The sequence below is a fragment of the Ancylobacter crimeensis genome (assembly GCF_023016805.1).
In the GTDB taxonomy this organism is placed as follows: Bacteria; Pseudomonadota; Alphaproteobacteria; order Rhizobiales; family Xanthobacteraceae; genus Ancylobacter; species Ancylobacter crimeensis.
On sequence record NZ_JALKCH010000010.1, the window covers coordinates 166,644 to 181,905 of the forward strand.

A 15,262-nucleotide genomic window follows, 5' to 3' on the forward strand; every position below is an offset into this window, starting at 1 on the left:
CGATGCAAATGCCCGCACTCCGTCATAGCCGGGCAGGAAAGCCGCCGCAGAATCGCCACGTCCACAACGGTCAATGGGGACATCTGAGGAGATCGACCCCATGACCTTCGCGTTGGCACTCCGCATTCCTACGACGCCGCGCCGGCTCGCGGAAGCCGGGCTGCAGCTTGCCTTCTGCGCGGCGCTCGTGGCCGGCACCTATGCGCTGACCCGGCCCGTATCGCCGCCGCCGGGCAAGGATGTCGCCCGTCTGCTTCAGCCGGAGCCGGAAGCGCAGTATGTCTTCGCCCAGAAGGGTGACCGCCTTGCCGTCGTAAACCCGACCGAGGCCGCCGCCCCCGCTCCGGCGCCGATCGCCGAGGTGAAGGAAACGCCTGAAAATACAATGGCTTCTATCGCCGCTCCGCTGCCGCCTGAGCGTCCGGCGGAGGTCGCGCAGAGTGCGGCTGCCACCACCGTGAGCAAGCCCCGCCGCGTCGCCGTCGAAAGCCCGGTGGCCCGTTTCGGCGAGAGCCGCGATCCGCAGCTCGCCAATCCGCCCCGTCCGTCGGAACTCGGTGCCGTGCCGCCGCCCCCGCTCGGGGCGCCGGTCGCGCTCCGTCGCGCACCGGTTCCCCCGCCGGTCCAGCTCGCCGATGCCGAGCCGCTGCCGCCGGCCCCCGTCGTGCCGGCTCCGCCGCGCGAGGAGGGTTTCCTCGGCCTGCCGCCGCTGCCTTCGGTCGAGCAGGTGGTCGACGGCACCGTCGATGGCACGCGGCAGGCCTGGGGTCGGATGAAGGATGCAGTGCAGACGGTGATTCCCGTCGGCCAGTGAGTCCAATTTCGAGTCCGATGAGGTGGACGATGAGTCCAGAAAGGTCGGTCACCATGAGGTGACCGGCCTTCTTCGTCTCGATCGGCGCTCAGCGGTCGACCACGAGGTCGCTGGTCGGCTTCGAGCAACACAGCAGAGCCATGCCGGCGTCAATCTCGCGCTGGCGGATGCCCCCCTGATGCTTCATCTCGACGGTGCCGGAGATGATCTTCGACTTGCAGGTGCCGCACAGCCCCTTGGAACAGGATGACGGCAACCGGATACCGGCCCGCCGGGCAACGTCGAGCACGGAGCGATCGCCCGGCACTTCGATGGTCTTGCCGGACTTGGTGAAGGTGACCTGATACACGGGTACGGCCTCGGCTGCCGGTGCCGGGGGCGCCACGCTCGGCGCGGTCGCAGTCGAGGCATTCGCGCTCGGGGGATTTGCGCTTAGGGGATTTGCGCTCGGAGCCTGTGCCGCGGCTTCCGCCACGATCTCGGCGATGACTTCCGCCGCGGCTTCCGCGGCGGCGGCCTTCACTGCCTCGCCGAGGGTGGCGGCAACAACCTCGGTCGCGACCTCGGGATCGGCGGCGGCCATTTCCTCGAAGCTGAAGCTTTCCTCATGGTGCCGGGTCATGTCGAAGCCGGCTTCCTTCAGCAGCCCGCGCACCGCCGCCATGAAGGGGGAGGGGCCGCAGACGAAGACCTCGCGGCTCGCCAGATCCGGCGCGATCAGCTTCAGCATGGGCAGCGACAGGCGGCCGGCGAAGCCGTTCCACGGCTCGCCCGGGCTGCCGGCCTCGCAGACCGGCACCAGGCGGAAGTTTTCCGGCTGGTTGCGGGCCATCAGCTCCAGTTCCGTGCGGAACACGATGTCGGCCGGCGAGCGGGCGGCGTGCACGAAGACGATGTCGCGCGGCTCGCCGAGGTCGTGGAAGGTGCGGGCCATCGACATCAGGGGCGTGATGCCGCTGCCGCCGGACAGGAACAGGTATTTTGCCGGCGCGGGACGCGGTTCGCCCTCGCCGAAGCAGCTGAAATCGCCCATCGGGCCGACGGCGCGGATTTCGGACCCCACCTTCAGCGTGTCGTGCAGCGCGTTCGACACCGGGCCCCCGGGCACGCGCTTCACGGTGATGGCGATGGTGTCGGGCCGGGTCGGGGCGGAGGAGAGCGTGTAGCAGCGGTTCACCGTCTCGCCGCCGATCTCGACGTCGAGCGTGATGAACTGGCCCGGCCGGTAGTGGAAGCGCCGCGGCTCGCGGGAGGCGAGCACGAAGGTCTTCACGTCGTGGGTTTCCTGGCGGATCGCCCGCACCACCAGCACGTCGTCGGCATCGGGATTCCAGGCGGGAAGAGCCGGTGCCAGCAGGCGGTCGGCGGTCTCGCGGGCGATCGTCATGGGCAACGCTCACTCGTTGAAGCGAAGAGGGGGAGACCGGCGGGCAGAGGCCGGCGTTGGGGCACGGAAGGCAGGCCGGCGGGCAGACGCCGGCATGGAGGCGATGGCAGGGAGGCGCCGGCCCGTCACGGCGCCGGCATGAAAGAGGGCCGGATCGGGGATGCCGGCCGGCCCTTCGCTCTTTCGGGCGCTCAGTCTTCGCCGCGGCCGGCGAGATGGGATTCCATCCGGCCGACATACCAGTTGCAGAACTTGTCCACGAGCATCTCGGTGTGCGGCGAGTAGGGGCCGGGCTCATAGGCCGGGCTGCGCGCGCCTTCCTGGCAGTAGCCGACCAGCTCGGAATCCTGGTCGTTGGTGGCTTCCCACACGCCGACCAGGTTGGCGAGGTCGTAGTCCACGCCTTCCACCGCGTCCTTGTGGACCAGCCACTTGGTGCGCAGCAGCGAGTGCTCGGCGTCGAGCGGCAGCACCGAGAACACCACGGCGTGGTCGGACATGAAATGGTGCCAGCTATTCGGCTGGGTCCAGAAGTGCAGGGCGCCGTGCCGCGGATCGTTGATCTTGCCGAGCAGCTTCGTGCACGCCGCCTTGGTGTCGGCGGTGTGGCTCTCGCCGTCGCCGGCCAGCGGCAGGCGCTCGGTGCGGAAGCCGGTCACCATGTCGTCGAGGTGCTCCATCATCTGCGAGGGAAAGCCGCAGCTTTCCCATTCGCGATGGCTGCTGGTGATGAGCCGTGCATAGGCGTCGGCCTCTTCGCGCTCATGCTCGTCGAGCTGTTCGGGCGCGAAGCCGAAGCCATAGGCGAAGAGCGGCACGGTCAGCTCGGGATGGTTGCCCGCGCAGTGATAGCACTCGCGGTTGTTCTCCATGGTGAGCTTCCAGTTGCCCGGCTCGATGATGTCCTTCTCGAAGGCGACCTTGGCGTTCTTCAGGTCGTGCGGGGCGAGATAGGGCGCCATCTTTTCGGCCATCACGTCGAAATCCTTCGGCGGATCATCGCTGAGGCATACGAAGATGAGGCCTTCCAGCGAGCGCACATGGACCGGCTTGAGGCCATGGCAGGCGGCGTTGAAGTCCTCGCCCATGTGATCGGCGTGGAGCAGTCGGCCGTCGAGGCCGTAGGTCCAGGAATGATAGCGGCAGACGAGATTGCCGACCGTGGTCTTGTAGTCGAGCACGAGCCGCGCGCCGCGGTGGCGGCAGACATTGTGGAAGGCACGCAACTCGCCGTCATCGTCGCGGGTGACGATGATCGAGGCCTTGCCGATGTCGAAGGTCATCGCATCGCCCGGCTCGGGAATGTCGGGGTCGACGCCGACGAAGATCCAGTGGTGGCCGAAGATGATGTCCATGTCCGCCGCGAAGATCTCGGGGCTTGTGTAGAACGGCGCTTCCAGGCTGTGGCCCTTCTTGCGACGGCGCAGCAGCGCCTTGAGCGGCGTGTTGGTGACATCGAGCATGGTGGTCTCCCTCGCGTCGCGTGACCGCTCATCCGGCGGAAACGGTCCTCAGGGCGGCGCGCTCGTCTGGAATTGTTCGACGGAAGATGCCGCGGTACTTTCATGTTTGCGACAGGTTTTTTACTTGGCGCGACATTTCCGTTTTCTGTGACGGTTACTTGCGAGGGGTGGAGCGGCGTGTGGCCCGCGCGCCGCAGCGGAAGACCGCGCATAGTGTTCGCGAAGTCATCGACGAGGGACGACTTGGGAAGGCGAAAACGGGCAGACGGGCAGAAAGCTGGGGCCAGGGGCGCATGGCTGTCGTTCAAGCCGGCCGCCCGTCTACCCGCCAGCTTCCCGCCGTGGCACCATGGCGGCTCCGTCGCGTATCAGGCCGATCATGAAGTCCGTTCTCTCCTCCTGGCCCTTCTGGGCCCTCGGCTCGGCGGCCTTTGCCGCGCTCACCGCCATCTTCGCCAAGGTTGGCGTCACCGGGATCGGGTCCGACTTCGCCACCTTCATCCGCACGGTCGTCATTCTCGGCGCGCTGGCGCTGATGCTGACCCTCACCGGGGGCTGGCAGGGGCTCGGCACGGTGTCGCCGCGCTCGGCTCTGTTCCTCGTGCTGTCGGGTCTTGCCACCGGGGCGTCGTGGCTCTGCTATTTCCGCGCGCTGCAGCTGGGCGACGCCTCGCGCGTCGCGCCCGTCGACAAGCTGAGCGTGGTGATGGTCGCGCTGTTCGCCGCGCTGTTCCTGCGCGAGACGCTGACGCTCATCGGCTGGATCGGGGTCGGGCTGATCGGCACCGGCGCGGTGCTGATCGCCACCGGGCTCTGATCCGAAGGCCGCTGCGCGGCGTTCCAGTCGAACAGCCGCTGCGCGATGTCTTCAGTCGAACAGCCGCTGCGCGGCTTGGGTCTGCGCGGCGGCGGGGTTGGCGGCGCGGGCGTCCGATGGGGTGAAGCCGTGCAGCGCCTTGAACTGGCGCGAGAAATGGGCGCAGTCCGAGAAGCCGGATTCCAGTGCGATGTCCGTCACCGAGCGGGCGGTGGTGTCCAGCAGGAAGCGGGCATAGCGCAGCCTGATGCGGCGATAGAACTCCGCCGGGCGCTGGCCCATCACCGACTGGAACAGGCGCTCCAGCTGCCGGGTGGAGAGCTGGAGGCGCCGCGCTATGTCGGCGATCGGCAGCGGGTCGGCGATGTGCTGCTCCATCAGGATCAGCGCGCGGCGCACCCGGTCGTCGGCGACGAGATCGACGATGGGCGGATGCGGCTGGGCCTCGTTGCCGGGGCGGGCGCGGTCCAGCATCAGCACATGCCGGCCCTTCTGCGCCACCGCGCGGCCGATATGGCGCTCCACCAGCGCCGAGGCGAGGTCCGCCGCCCCGCCGCCGCCGGCGCAGGTGATGCGGTCGCCGTCGATCACGTAGAGCCGGTCGGCGACCGGGGTGTGGTGGGGGAATTCCTCGAGGAAGTCCTGGTAGTGATACCAGGACACGCAGCAACGCCGTCCCGTCATCAGCCCGGCGCGGGCCAGCACGAAGCTGCCGGTGCAGATGCCGACCAGCGAAACGCCCGCCCTGGCGGCGCGCTTGAGATAGGCGGTGGTCGCCTCGTCGAGCTGCGGGCCGGCATGGAGCAGGCCGCCGATCACCACGATGTAGTTGAACGGCGCCGGGTCGAGCAGCGGCGCGGTCGGGGCGACGGTGACCCCGCAGCTCGCGCGCACCGGCTCGGCATTCGAGGCCATCACCTGCCAGCGGGCGAGGATGGGGCGCGAGCGGTCGCCCTCGTCGGCGGCGAGGCGCAGATGATCGACGAAGAGCGAGAAGGCGGAGAGCGTGAAATTGTCGGTCAGCAGGAAACCGACATTCAGCGCCGGCGCACCCGCACTGGTGCCTCCCGTGCCGTTGCCGGAGGGCTGACGCTGGCCCGGCGGGGCGTTCGCGAAGGTGGGTGGGCGCTGCTGGTTCATGTCCTGCTCCGGCCTGTAGCATAGCAAATCTGCCGGCCGTGGCAGCAGGGCGGCGAAAGAAGCGTCGGGGAGCTGGGGAGAACGCGCTTTCGGAGGGAGGGAGCCGCGGCCCGGACGCTTCAGCATGGGTGCATGCTCAGCATTCGGGAAGGTTCACGGCGAGGCCGCCGAGCGAGGTTTCCTTGTATTTCGAGGCCATGTCGCGCCCGGTCTCGCGCATGGTGACGATCACCTTGTCGAGCGAGACGATGTGGGTGCCGTCGCCATGCAAGGCGAGCGAGGCGGCGTTCACCGCGCTGATGGCGCCGAAGGCGTTGCGCTCGATGCAGGGCACCTGCACCAGCCCGCCGATGGGATCGCAGGTCATGCCGAGATGATGCTCCATGCCAATCTCGGCGGCGTTCTCGATCTGCGCGTTGCTGGCTCCGAGCGCCGCGGCGAGCCCGCCGGCGGCCATGGAGCAGGCCACACCGACTTCGCCCTGGCAGCCGACCTCGGCGCCCGAGATGGAGGCGTTCATCTTGAACAGCGCGCCGATGGCGGTGGCGGTGAGCAGGAAGAGATGCATGCCCGCCCGCGCGGCGCCGGGGCAGTGGTCGCGGTAATAGCGCAGGGTCGCCGGCACCACACCGGCCGCGCCGTTGGTGGGGGCGGTGACGACGCGCCCGCCCGCGGCATTCTCCTCGTTCACCGCAATGGCGTAGAGGCTCACCCAGTCCATCACCTCATGCGGGGTGGGGGCGTTGCGCGAGGTGAGGCGGTCGCGGATCGCCTTGGCGCGGCGGCGCACCGCGAGCCCGCCGGGCAGTTCGCCGACCGTGGAGATGCCGCGGTCGACGCAGCCCATCATCACCTCGACGATCCGGTCGAGATGGGCCGTCACTTCCGCGCAGGAGCGGCGGGCGTGCTCGTTGGCGACGACCAGGTCGGCGATGGAAAGGCCGGCGCCGTCGGCCATGGCGAGCAGGTCGCGGGCATTGCGGAAGGGAAAGGGCAGCACGGCGTCGTCGGCCCGTACCGGCTGGCCGACATCGGCCTCCGGCACCACGAAGCCGCCGCCGATCGAGCACCAGCGCTCCTCCACCAGCAGGGTTCCGGCAGCGTCGAAGGCGCGGAAGGCCAGCGTGTTGGGGTGCTTGGGCGTGTCGGCGATGCCGTCGAACAGGATGTCGAGCTTCGGGTCGAAGCGGATCGGTTGCCGGTCGCCGAGGCGCAGGCTGCGCTCGGTCGCGACCGTGGCGACGATGGAATCGGCGCGGTCGGGATCGACGGTCTGCGGGCGCTCGCCGGCAAGGCCGAGGATGACGGCCTTGTCGGTGCCGTGGCCCTTTCCGGTCCAGGCCAGCGAGCCGAACAGCGCGACCTCGACCCGGACGGTGCGCCCGATCAGGCCGGCTTCCGCCAACCGGTCGGCAAAGGCGGCGGCCGCCGCCATCGGCCCCACGGTGTGGGACGAGGACGGGCCGATGCCGACCTTGAAGAGCTCGAACACGCTGATCATGCGTCAACTGCTCCGTCTTCCCGCACGGCGGGCGCGCCGAGCCGGGACCGGTTTCCGATCGAGGGTGCGACGCGACCCCGGGCCGGCCGTGGGGGCGGGTCCGGGATGACGGGCGACGAGGCGGCGACGAGGCGGCCGGGCGCTCAGGCGCCGCGGCGGGCCTCTTCCAGCAATTGCCAGACATAGGGCGCGAAGGAGCGCCAGACATCCACGACGAAGCTGTCCGGCGCGGTGCGACGCAGCACGATCTCGCTCTTGGCGAAGACCGTGCGGGTGCACATGCCGACCGGGAACGCGTCAAGCGACAGATCGAGCGGGTTGCCCTGGTTCAGCACGAAGCCGGCCTTCGGCCCTGACAGATCGAAGGCGACCGAGCGCGAGGAGACGTCCACCAGCGCGTGGGGCAGGCCCGCGGTCGCGGTCTCGATCGCCGCGAAGAGCGGGGCGGGACCCTCGCCGGGGGCGAGCAGGATCCACTCGTCCGGCCCGAGCCACAGCACCGAGCGGGTGCCGTTGGTGTTGAAGCGGCAGGCCTCGCGCGGCAAGGCGACGCCGAAGGCCTCGCCCGCCGGGCCGATGGCGGCTTCCCGCCCGCGGAAGACGAGGCGGGCGGTAGCCGGCAGCAGCTTCAGGCTCGCGCTGGCGGAAGGCTTCGAGCCCTCCGCCAGCGCGGCGAGCGACACGCCGGGATAGGGATGGCCGTGGCCCAGATCCGGGCCGGAAACACGCGCGGCTTCAGACATCGAAGCGCTCTCCCTTGGGATCGTAGAACACCGGCTCGGTCACCTCGACCTCGATCACCCGGTCGGGCATCGGGACGAAGAGCTTTTGCCCGATCCGCCCGCGCCCGCCCTTGATGACGGCGAGGGCGATGGAGCGGCCGAGCACGGAGGAATGATAGGAGGAGGTGACATGGCCGAGCATCGGCACCGGGACCGGGGCCTTGGGATCGGCCACGACCTGTGCGCCTTCCTCGAGCACGGTCTGCGGCTCCACCGTGAACAGGCCGACGAGCTGCTTGCGGTCCGGCGCCGACATCGAGGCGCGGGCGAGCGCGCGCTTGCCGACGAAATCCTTCTTGGCCTTGCCGACCGCCCAGCCGAGATTGACGTCGTCCGGCGTGGCGGTGCCGTCCGTCTCCTGACCGACGATGATGTAGCCCTTCTCGGCGCGCAGGACGTGCATCGTCTCGGTGCCGTAGGGCGTGATGCCGAACTTCTGGCCGGAGGCATAGATCGCCTCCCACACCTTGCGGCCATGCTCGGATGGCACGTTGACCTCGAAGCCGAGTTCGCCGGTGAAGGACACGCTGAACACGCGCGTCGGGATGCCGAGGATGGTGCCCTCCCGCACGCTCATATGCGGCATGGCTTCCTTGGAGAGGTCGATGCCCTCCAGCAGCGGGCGCAGCACCTGCCGGGCCAGCGGGCCCTGCACGGCGATGACCGACCACTGCTCGGTGGTGGAGGTCAGCCACACGTCGAGGTCCGGCCATTCGGTCTGGAGGTAGTCCTCCATATGGGCCAGAACGCGCGGCGCGCCGCCGGTGGTGGTGGTGACGTGGAAGCGGTCCGGCGCCATGCGGCCGACCACGCCGTCATCCATCACGAAGCCGTCCTCGCGCAGCATCACGCCGTAGCGCAGCCGGCCGGGTTCCAGCTTCGCCCAGGCGTTGGTGTACATGCGGTTCATGAATTCGGCGGCGTCGGGGCCGACGATCTCGATCTTGCCCAGCGTCGACGCGTCGAAGATGCCGACCGCGCTGCGCACCGCCCGGCATTCGCGGGCCACCGCCTCGTGCATGCCCTCGTTTCCGCGCGGGAAATAGAGTGCGCGCTTCCAGTTGCCGACATCCTCGAAGATCGCGCCCTGCTCGGCGGCCCAGCCATGGATGGCGGTCTGCCGGGCGGGATCGAACAGCTCGCCCCGCGCCGCGCCGGCGAAGATGCCGAAGGTGGTCGGCGTGAAGGGCGGGCGGAAGGTGGTGAGGCCGATCTGCGGCACCGGCGTCTTGAGCGCGTCCGACACGATGCCGAGCGCGTTCATGTTCGACGTCTTGCCCTGATCGGTCGCCATGCCGGTGGTGGTGTAGCGCTTGATGTGCTCGATCGAGCGGAAGCCCTCGCGGGTGGCGAGCTTGATGTCCTTGGCGGTAACGTCGTTCTGCCAGTCCACGAAAGCCTTGGCGAAGGCCGGGTTGCGGTTGTGCGGGGTGGCGCCGATATGGCCGTCGGTGCCGAGCCGGGGTGCCTGCGCCGCGAAGGCGCGCGCGGGCGCCTTTGCACCCTTGGCTGCTTTTGCTGCGTCCGCACCCTTCGCATAGCCGTCCTCCAGCGCCGCGCCGAGCTCGAACAGCCCGCGCGAGGCGCCAGCCGAGCGCTCGCGCTCGACCGAAGTGCCGGGCACGTAGCAGTTCAGCACCGGATCGAAGGCCAGCTTGCCGCGCGACTGCGAGAACAGGTGGACGGAGGGGGTGAAGCCGCCCGACATCAGCAGCACGTCGCAGGCGATCTGCTGGGTGGCGCCGAAATCATATTCGCCCATCTTGGTCAGCGCCGCGCCGCTGACGCGGAGCCGGCCGGAGGTGCCGGTGACGGCGGTTGAGGGCCGGACCTCGATGCCGGCCGCGAGAGCCTTGGCCGGCAATTCACCGGCTGGGTTCCTGCGCAAATCGGCGATGGCGGCGATCTCGACGCCCGCGGCGGCGAGGTCGAGGGCCGAACGATAGCCGGCGTCGCAAGCGGTGAAGATCACCGCGCGTTTGCCGGGCTTCGCGCCGTAGCGATTGGCGTAGGTGCGGCCGGAATCCGCCAGCATCACGCCGGGACGGTCATTGTCCGGGAAGACGAGGGGCCGTTCCAGCGCGCCGGTGGCGAGGACGACCTCCTTCGCCCGCACCTGCCACAGGCGTTCGCGCGGAAGCTCCGGGTCCGGCACCGCGACATGCTCGGTCACCCGCTCGGCGAGCGCGATCATGTTGTGCGGGAAATAGCCGAAGGCGGTGGTGCGCGTCATCAGCGTGACGTTGTCCGCCGCGGAAAGCTCCGCCAGCGCATCGGCGAGCCACTGCTGAGCCGGCTTACCGTCGATGCTCGCGTCGCGGGAGGCCAGCAGCGAGCCGCCCATTTCGGGCTGTTCGTCGACCAGCATCACCTTCACGCCGGAAGCGGCTGCGGCGAGCGCGGCGGCAAGGCCGGCAGGGCCGGAGCCCACCACCAGCACGTCGCAATGGGCGTAGTGCTGGGAGTAGCGGTCGGCGTCCGGCGCTTCCGGGGCGCGGCCGAGGCCGGCCATGGCGCGGATCTTGGGCTCGTAGAACTTGGTCCACGCCTTCGCCGGCCACATGAAGGTCTTGTAGTAGAAACCGGAGGGCAGCAGCGGGCTGGCGAGGTCGTTGACCGCGCCGGCGTCGAATTTGAGGGAGGGCCAGCGGTTCTGGCTCTCGGCCTTCAGCCCTTCATAGAGCTCGACCTGGGTGGCGCGCAGGTTCGGCGCGTAATGCGCCTCGTCGCGGCCGACGCCGACCAGCGCGTTCGGCTCGTCGGTGCCGGCGGAGAGGATGCCGCGCGGGCGGTGATATTTGAACGAGCGGCCGGTGAGGTGGATGCCGTTGGCGATCAGCGCCGAGGCCAGCGTATCGCCGGAAAAGCCGGAGAGATGCTGGCCGTCGAAGGTGAAGGCAACGGGCTTCGAACGGTCGATGCGCCCGCCCGAGGCGGTGCGGAAGGCGCCGGTCATCGCGCGCTCTCCTCAATGTCCGGCCGGGCTTCGCCGGTCTTGTAGGTGGTTACGAAGAAGTCGCTCACCGTGTCGCGCACGGCGTTGAAATAGCGGCCGCAGCCATGGATGTGACGCCAGCGCTCGGCGTGCTTTCCCTTGGGATTGGTGCGGTTGTAGAGGAAATCGGTCCATTCCGCGTCGGAGAGCGCGGAGGGGTCTGCGGGGCGGGCGATGTGCGCCTCGCCGCCGTAGCGGAATTCGATTTCCGGCCGTTCGCCGCAATAGGGACAATTGATGATGAGCATGTCTCTCGCGCCCCTTTTCAGTGCGCCACGGCGGCGGCGGCCGCCTCGTCGATCAGGAAGCCGTCGCGGAAGCGCTCCAGCGAGAAGGGCGCGTTGATCGGATGCGGCGCGTCCTTCGCGATGGTGTGGGCGAAGACGTTCGCCGAGCCCGGCGTCGCCTTGAAGCCGCCGGTGCCCCAGCCGCAATTCACGTAAAGGCCCGGAACCGGGGTCTTGGCGATGATGGGCGAGCGATCCGGCGTCACGTCGACGATGCCGCCCCAGTTGCGCAGCATGCGCAGCCGGCGGAACTGGGGAACCAGCTCGCAGATGGCGTCCAGGGTGTGGGTGGTGATGTGCAGGCCGCCGCGCTGGGAGTAGGAGGTATAAGCGTCGGTGCCGGCGCCGATCACCATCTCGCCCTTGTCGGACTGCGAGATATAGGCGTGGATGGTGTTGCTCATCACCACGCTGTCGAAGGCCGGCTTCACCGGCTCGGAGACGAGGGCCTGCAGCGGGTAGCTCTCCAGCGGCATGCGCACCCCGGCCATGGACATGACCACCGAGGTGTGGCCCGCCGCCGAGACGCCGATCTTCTTCGCCCTAATGAAGCCGCGGCTGGTCTCGACCCCTTCCACCGCGCCATTGGCGCCACGGCGGATGCCGGTGACCTCGCAGTTCTGGATGATGTCGACGCCGCGGTCCGAGGCGCCGCGGGCGAAGCCCCAGGCCACCGCGTCGTGCCGCGCCGTGCCGCCGCGCCGTTGCAGCGCGCCGCCAAGGATCGGGTAGCGCATCGACTTGATGTTGAGCGGCGGACAGAAGGCCTTCACGCCGTCGGCGTCCAGCCACTCATTGTCCACGCCGTTGAGGCGGTTGGAGTGGACATGGCGCTTGAAGCTGGCGACGTCGTGATGGTTGTGCGCCAGCATCAGAACGCCGCGCGCCGAATACATGACGTTGTAGTTGAGATCCTGCGACAGGCCTTCCCACAGCTTCACCGAATGCTCGTAGAGCGCGGCGCTTTCGTCGAACAGGTAGTTCGAGCGGATGATGGTGGTGTTGCGCCCGGTATTGCCGCCGCCCAGCCAGCCGCGCTCGATCACCGCGACATTGGTGATGCCGTGCTCCTTGGCGAGGTAATAGGCCGCGCCGAGGCCGTGGCCGCCGGCCCCGACGATGACGACGTCATATTCGTCCTTGGGCGCGGGATTGCGCCACTGGTGCCCCCAGTTCTGGTGGCCGCCAAGGGCGTTTCGCAGCAGTGCGAAGCCTGAGAATTTCTGCAACGGAGCCTCCGCCGCCGCGTCGGGTCGCATCCGGCAGGCCGTCCCCGGGAGAGGGGCGGGCGCCGGGGCCGCGCGGTGCTTTCAACGGTCGGCATGCTGGCGCGAAGGGGCCCGGACGGCTCGCATCCGCGCGGCGGCGGCGTTGTACGGACGCGACATTGCCTCCGGCGGCGGCGCTGCCGTGGCGGCGCGCGAGCGGGTGCAGGGCCTGCCGCCGCGCGATGTCTGGCGAAAGCATGGCCGGCGGAGGCGAGGAGGTTGGCCGCTTGAACCTGTGCGACACCCCAGCTGCATGCCGAACGGCGCGCGCCGGCTTCGCATTGGCGTGAGTTTCCCTTGCGGAACATGGCGGGGCGCCACACCTGCCGACGACACAACCGGACCCTCGGAAGGAGCCCACCTCATATGTTCGACACCCGCAACATCGACGCCCGCAAGCTGCTGGACCAGTTCCTCACGGCCGCCCGCACTGGAACGGGCGCCACCCCGACCACCGCCAATTCGGGCAGCGGCGGGCTCGGCGACCTGCTGAAGGGCGGGCTCGGCGGGCTGTTGGGCAGCACGGGAGGTGCCGGCGGAGGTGCCGGCGGAAGCATCGGGGGCGGCGTTGGCGGCGGGCTCGCCACCGGCGCGCTGATCTCGCTGGTGCTGGGTTCGAAGAAGGGCCGTGCCTTGGCGGGCAAGGCAGCGACGCTCGGCGGCCTCGCCCTGGTCGGCACGCTGGCCTACCGGGCATGGCAGAACCACCAGGCCGGGCAGCCGCCGGCAGAGGCGCAGGCTCGAGCGGCGAGTGAAGCAGCACCTGCCCTTCCGCCACGCGATTCCGTGTTCCATCCGGAGGCCGCGGCCGCCGGCGAGATGCCGCTGACCCTGTTGCGCACCATGATCGCGGCGGCATTGGCCGACGGCCATGTCGACGAGGCGGAGCGGACGGCGATCGGCGCACGACTGGCGGAAAGCAGGCTCGCCGGCGCGGACAACGCCGCGGCCTTCCTCGCGCATGAACTCGCCAGTCCGGCAAGCGTGGAGGATATCGCCCGCAGCGTGGCGCGACCGGAGGAGGCGGTCGAGGTCTATCTGTGCGCGTTGCTGGCGATCGATCCCGATTCGAGCGCCGAGCGCGCCTTCCTTGCCCGGCTCGCTCTCGCGCTGCGGCTCGACCCTGCGCTGGTGCCGCATCTGGAGGCGGCCGCACGATCGGCTCACGCCGACTGACGGAAACGCCCCGCTCTCCGGGTGGAAAGCGGGGCGCCTCGATGCTTTTACTCAGGCGAAAGCCTCACCAGTTGCGCGGGTAGAACACCCGGCCTGGCACCGGACCGCAATGGCAGCGCGAGCCGGGAGGGGCCGGACGCGCCCGGCAGGGCGGCGGGGGCGGACCGTAGCCCGGAGGCGGCGGCAGCGGGGCGCACATGGCCCGGCGGGGCGGGGGCGGTCCATAGCCGGGAGGTGGCGGCGGCCCCCAGCCGGGTCCGGGAGGCGGCGGTCCGCCGCCCCAACCCGGACCGGGAGGGGGCGGGCCGCCCCAGCCTGGGCCGCCGGGCGGGGGTGGAGGATAATATTGCGCAGCCGCCCCGACCGCCGAGGCCAGCAGCAGGCCGGCGCCGACAAGGGCGGCGGCAAGCGCGGGTCGGGCGCGCGAGGGGCGGGCCGGAACGGAGTGAGCAGGAACGGGCATGGCGTATCCTCCTGCGGATGACGATCCGCTGATGCGCGATCATCCGTTAAAGCGCGGCGGCTTTTGGGCGGGATCAAGGGCGGATGCGGGCGTGCTCACCGTGCCGTGATATTTCGCTGAGCGGCCCAACAACGCCCGGGCGGGCGGTGGGTTCGGATCAGTCTCCTGCGATATGATCACGCATTCGTGAGGGCACGGAAGCTTCCCCAGCGCATTGTTGGTTTTGCTCGGGAAAGCCGCGTGCAGGCGTCGGCGCCCGACCGATGACGAGAGGTGCCCTGATGAAGAAACTCGCTCTTGCGGCGGCTGCGGTGGCGGCGCTGTTCACTTTGGGTCTGCCCGTTGAAGCCCAGAACCTGCCGCCCGGCGCGCCCGGCATCGGCCCGCCCCGGTTCATCCCGCACACTGCGTCTCCCAACCGTCCGCCGCACATGCGCCCGCCCGGTCCCTCGCGCCCGCCCTATGCAGGCCGTCCGCGTCCGGGCCCGGGTCCCGGCGGCTATTATCGCCCGGGTCCGCCGCACTACTATGGCCGGCCGGGGCCGCGCTACCACAACGGATATCGCGGCTATTCCTATTACCGACCGGGCTACCGGCGTTACGATGGCTGGTGGTATCCGGCCGGTGCCTTTGCCGCCGGCGCGCTCATCGGCGGCGCGATCGCCGCGCAGCCGCACTATTCCAGCGGCGGCAGCGAGCATGTGAACTGGTGCTATAATCGCTGGCGCTCCTACCGCGCCTCGGACAACACCTATCAGCCCAGCAGCGGCCCGCGACGCCAGTGCGTTTCGCCGTATTCGTGACCTTGACGACCGTTCCAAGCGACAAGGCGGCAGGAGCGACGAGCGGGCGCTGCGTCTCCTGAAGGGTGATTGCCCGCCGCGATTGATGGGCCTTCCGGCGGAATGGCCGGAAGGCCGATTGTCGGACGGATGTTTCGGATGTGCGGCGAAAGAGGCTGTGGCGGGTGCCGTTTCCCACCACGCCGGGTGAGCCATCACGCTTTCGTGAAAGCATGAAAACGGAGTGCGGACGTTGACAGGCGCAGCAGCATACTTCCGGCGCTTGCAGTGCGCCTGAGCGTGAAAGGTGGCGTTATGAAAAGACTCGGACTGGCGATCGCCGCGATCGCCACGGTATTCATGATCGCGGCTCCGGTCGCGGAAGCA

At 69.4% G+C, this 15,262-nt stretch carries 12 protein-coding genes; 4 read left to right on the forward strand and 8 right to left on the reverse strand.

The window, feature by feature from the left end; genetic code table 11:
* Positions 1–100 precede the first annotated feature (100 nt).
* Positions 101–814 carry a flagellar biosynthesis protein FlhF gene (locus tag MWN34_RS15690; protein WP_247030243.1) on the forward strand — a complete coding sequence of 238 codons (714 nt, stop codon included), beginning with the start codon at positions 101–103 and terminating at the stop codon, positions 812–814.
* An 88-nt stretch (positions 815–902) separates the two neighbouring features.
* Here MWN34_RS15690 and MWN34_RS15695 read toward each other — a convergent pair whose 3' ends face one another.
* Positions 903–2,201: an FAD-binding oxidoreductase gene (locus MWN34_RS15695; protein ID WP_247030244.1), complete on the reverse strand. Its 1,299-nt coding sequence runs from the start codon at positions 2,199–2,201 to the stop codon at positions 903–905.
* 191 nt (positions 2,202–2,392) lie between these two features.
* On the reverse strand, positions 2,393–3,664 hold the full coding sequence (locus MWN34_RS15700) for an aromatic ring-hydroxylating oxygenase subunit alpha (protein WP_247030245.1): 1,272 nt from the start codon (positions 3,662–3,664) through the stop codon (positions 2,393–2,395).
* A 379-nt stretch (positions 3,665–4,043) separates the two neighbouring features.
* Between MWN34_RS15700 and MWN34_RS15705 the strand changes: the two genes are divergently transcribed.
* Positions 4,044–4,481 (forward strand): EamA family transporter, encoded by a 438-nt coding sequence (locus MWN34_RS15705; RefSeq protein ID WP_247030246.1) that lies wholly within the window; start codon positions 4,044–4,046, stop codon positions 4,479–4,481.
* 51 nt (positions 4,482–4,532) lie between these two features.
* Here MWN34_RS15705 and MWN34_RS15710 read toward each other — a convergent pair whose 3' ends face one another.
* The 6 genes from MWN34_RS15710 to MWN34_RS15735 form a co-directional block, all read right to left on the reverse strand.
* Positions 4,533–5,621 (reverse strand): GlxA family transcriptional regulator, encoded by a 1,089-nt coding sequence (locus MWN34_RS15710; protein WP_247030247.1) that lies wholly within the window; start codon positions 5,619–5,621, stop codon positions 4,533–4,535.
* 136 nt (positions 5,622–5,757) lie between these two features.
* Positions 5,758–7,122, reverse strand: a complete 1,365-nt coding sequence (locus MWN34_RS15715; protein ID WP_247030248.1) for an L-serine ammonia-lyase — start codon at positions 7,120–7,122, stop codon at positions 5,758–5,760.
* Positions 7,123–7,265: 143 nt separating this feature from the next.
* On the reverse strand, positions 7,266–7,865 hold the full coding sequence (locus MWN34_RS15720; RefSeq protein WP_247030249.1) for a sarcosine oxidase subunit gamma: 600 nt from the start codon (positions 7,863–7,865) through the stop codon (positions 7,266–7,268).
* The gene (locus tag MWN34_RS15725) at positions 7,858–10,860 is read right to left on the reverse strand and encodes a sarcosine oxidase subunit alpha (RefSeq protein ID WP_247030250.1); all 3,003 of its coding nucleotides are present in this window, start codon (positions 10,858–10,860) and stop codon (positions 7,858–7,860) included. The genes MWN34_RS15720 and MWN34_RS15725 overlap by 8 nt, the downstream gene beginning before the upstream one ends.
* Complete coding sequence (locus tag MWN34_RS15730) at positions 10,857–11,147, reverse strand: sarcosine oxidase subunit delta (protein ID WP_247030251.1); 291 nt, start codon at positions 11,145–11,147, stop codon at positions 10,857–10,859. The genes MWN34_RS15725 and MWN34_RS15730 overlap by 4 nt, the downstream gene beginning before the upstream one ends.
* A gap of 17 nt (positions 11,148–11,164) precedes the next feature.
* Positions 11,165–12,415 (reverse strand): sarcosine oxidase subunit beta family protein, encoded by a 1,251-nt coding sequence (locus MWN34_RS15735; RefSeq protein WP_247030252.1) that lies wholly within the window; start codon positions 12,413–12,415, stop codon positions 11,165–11,167.
* A 405-nt stretch (positions 12,416–12,820) separates the two neighbouring features.
* On the opposite strand from MWN34_RS15735, the gene MWN34_RS15740 reads away from it, so the two are divergent.
* Together MWN34_RS15740 and MWN34_RS15745 are read left to right on the forward strand one after the other, a co-directional pair.
* Positions 12,821–13,630, forward strand: a complete 810-nt coding sequence (locus MWN34_RS15740) for a tellurite resistance TerB family protein (protein ID WP_247030253.1) — start codon at positions 12,821–12,823, stop codon at positions 13,628–13,630.
* 744 nt (positions 13,631–14,374) lie between these two features.
* Positions 14,375–14,896, forward strand: coding sequence for a BA14K family protein (locus MWN34_RS15745; protein WP_247030254.1), 522 nt, complete (start codon positions 14,375–14,377; stop codon positions 14,894–14,896).
* The last annotated feature ends 366 nt before the right edge of the window (positions 14,897–15,262 follow it).

Excerpts from the sequence above, each read along its gene's own strand:
- MWN34_RS15715 (WP_247030248.1), bottom strand. The coding sequence starts at position 7,122 with ATGATCAGCGTGTTCGAGCTCTTCAAGGTCGGCATCGGCCCGTCCTCG.
- MWN34_RS15720 (WP_247030249.1), bottom strand. The coding sequence starts at position 7,865 with ATGTCTGAAGCCGCGCGTGTTTCCGGCCCGGATCTGGGCCACGGCCAT.
- MWN34_RS15740 (WP_247030253.1), top strand. The coding sequence starts at position 12,821 with ATGTTCGACACCCGCAACATCGACGCCCGCAAGCTGCTGGACCAGTTC.
- MWN34_RS15725 (WP_247030250.1), bottom strand. The coding sequence starts at position 10,860 with ATGACCGGCGCCTTCCGCACCGCCTCGGGCGGGCGCATCGACCGTTCG.
- MWN34_RS15710 (WP_247030247.1), bottom strand. The coding sequence starts at position 5,621 with ATGAACCAGCAGCGCCCACCCACCTTCGCGAACGCCCCGCCGGGCCAG.
- MWN34_RS15730 (WP_247030251.1), bottom strand. The coding sequence starts at position 11,147 with ATGCTCATCATCAATTGTCCCTATTGCGGCGAACGGCCGGAAATCGAA.
- MWN34_RS15705 (WP_247030246.1), top strand. The coding sequence starts at position 4,044 with ATGAAGTCCGTTCTCTCCTCCTGGCCCTTCTGGGCCCTCGGCTCGGCG.
- MWN34_RS15745 (WP_247030254.1), top strand. The coding sequence starts at position 14,375 with ATGAAGAAACTCGCTCTTGCGGCGGCTGCGGTGGCGGCGCTGTTCACT.
- MWN34_RS15695 (WP_247030244.1), bottom strand. The coding sequence starts at position 2,201 with ATGACGATCGCCCGCGAGACCGCCGACCGCCTGCTGGCACCGGCTCTT.
- MWN34_RS15690 (WP_247030243.1), top strand. The coding sequence starts at position 101 with ATGACCTTCGCGTTGGCACTCCGCATTCCTACGACGCCGCGCCGGCTC.
- MWN34_RS15700 (WP_247030245.1), bottom strand. The coding sequence starts at position 3,664 with ATGCTCGATGTCACCAACACGCCGCTCAAGGCGCTGCTGCGCCGTCGC.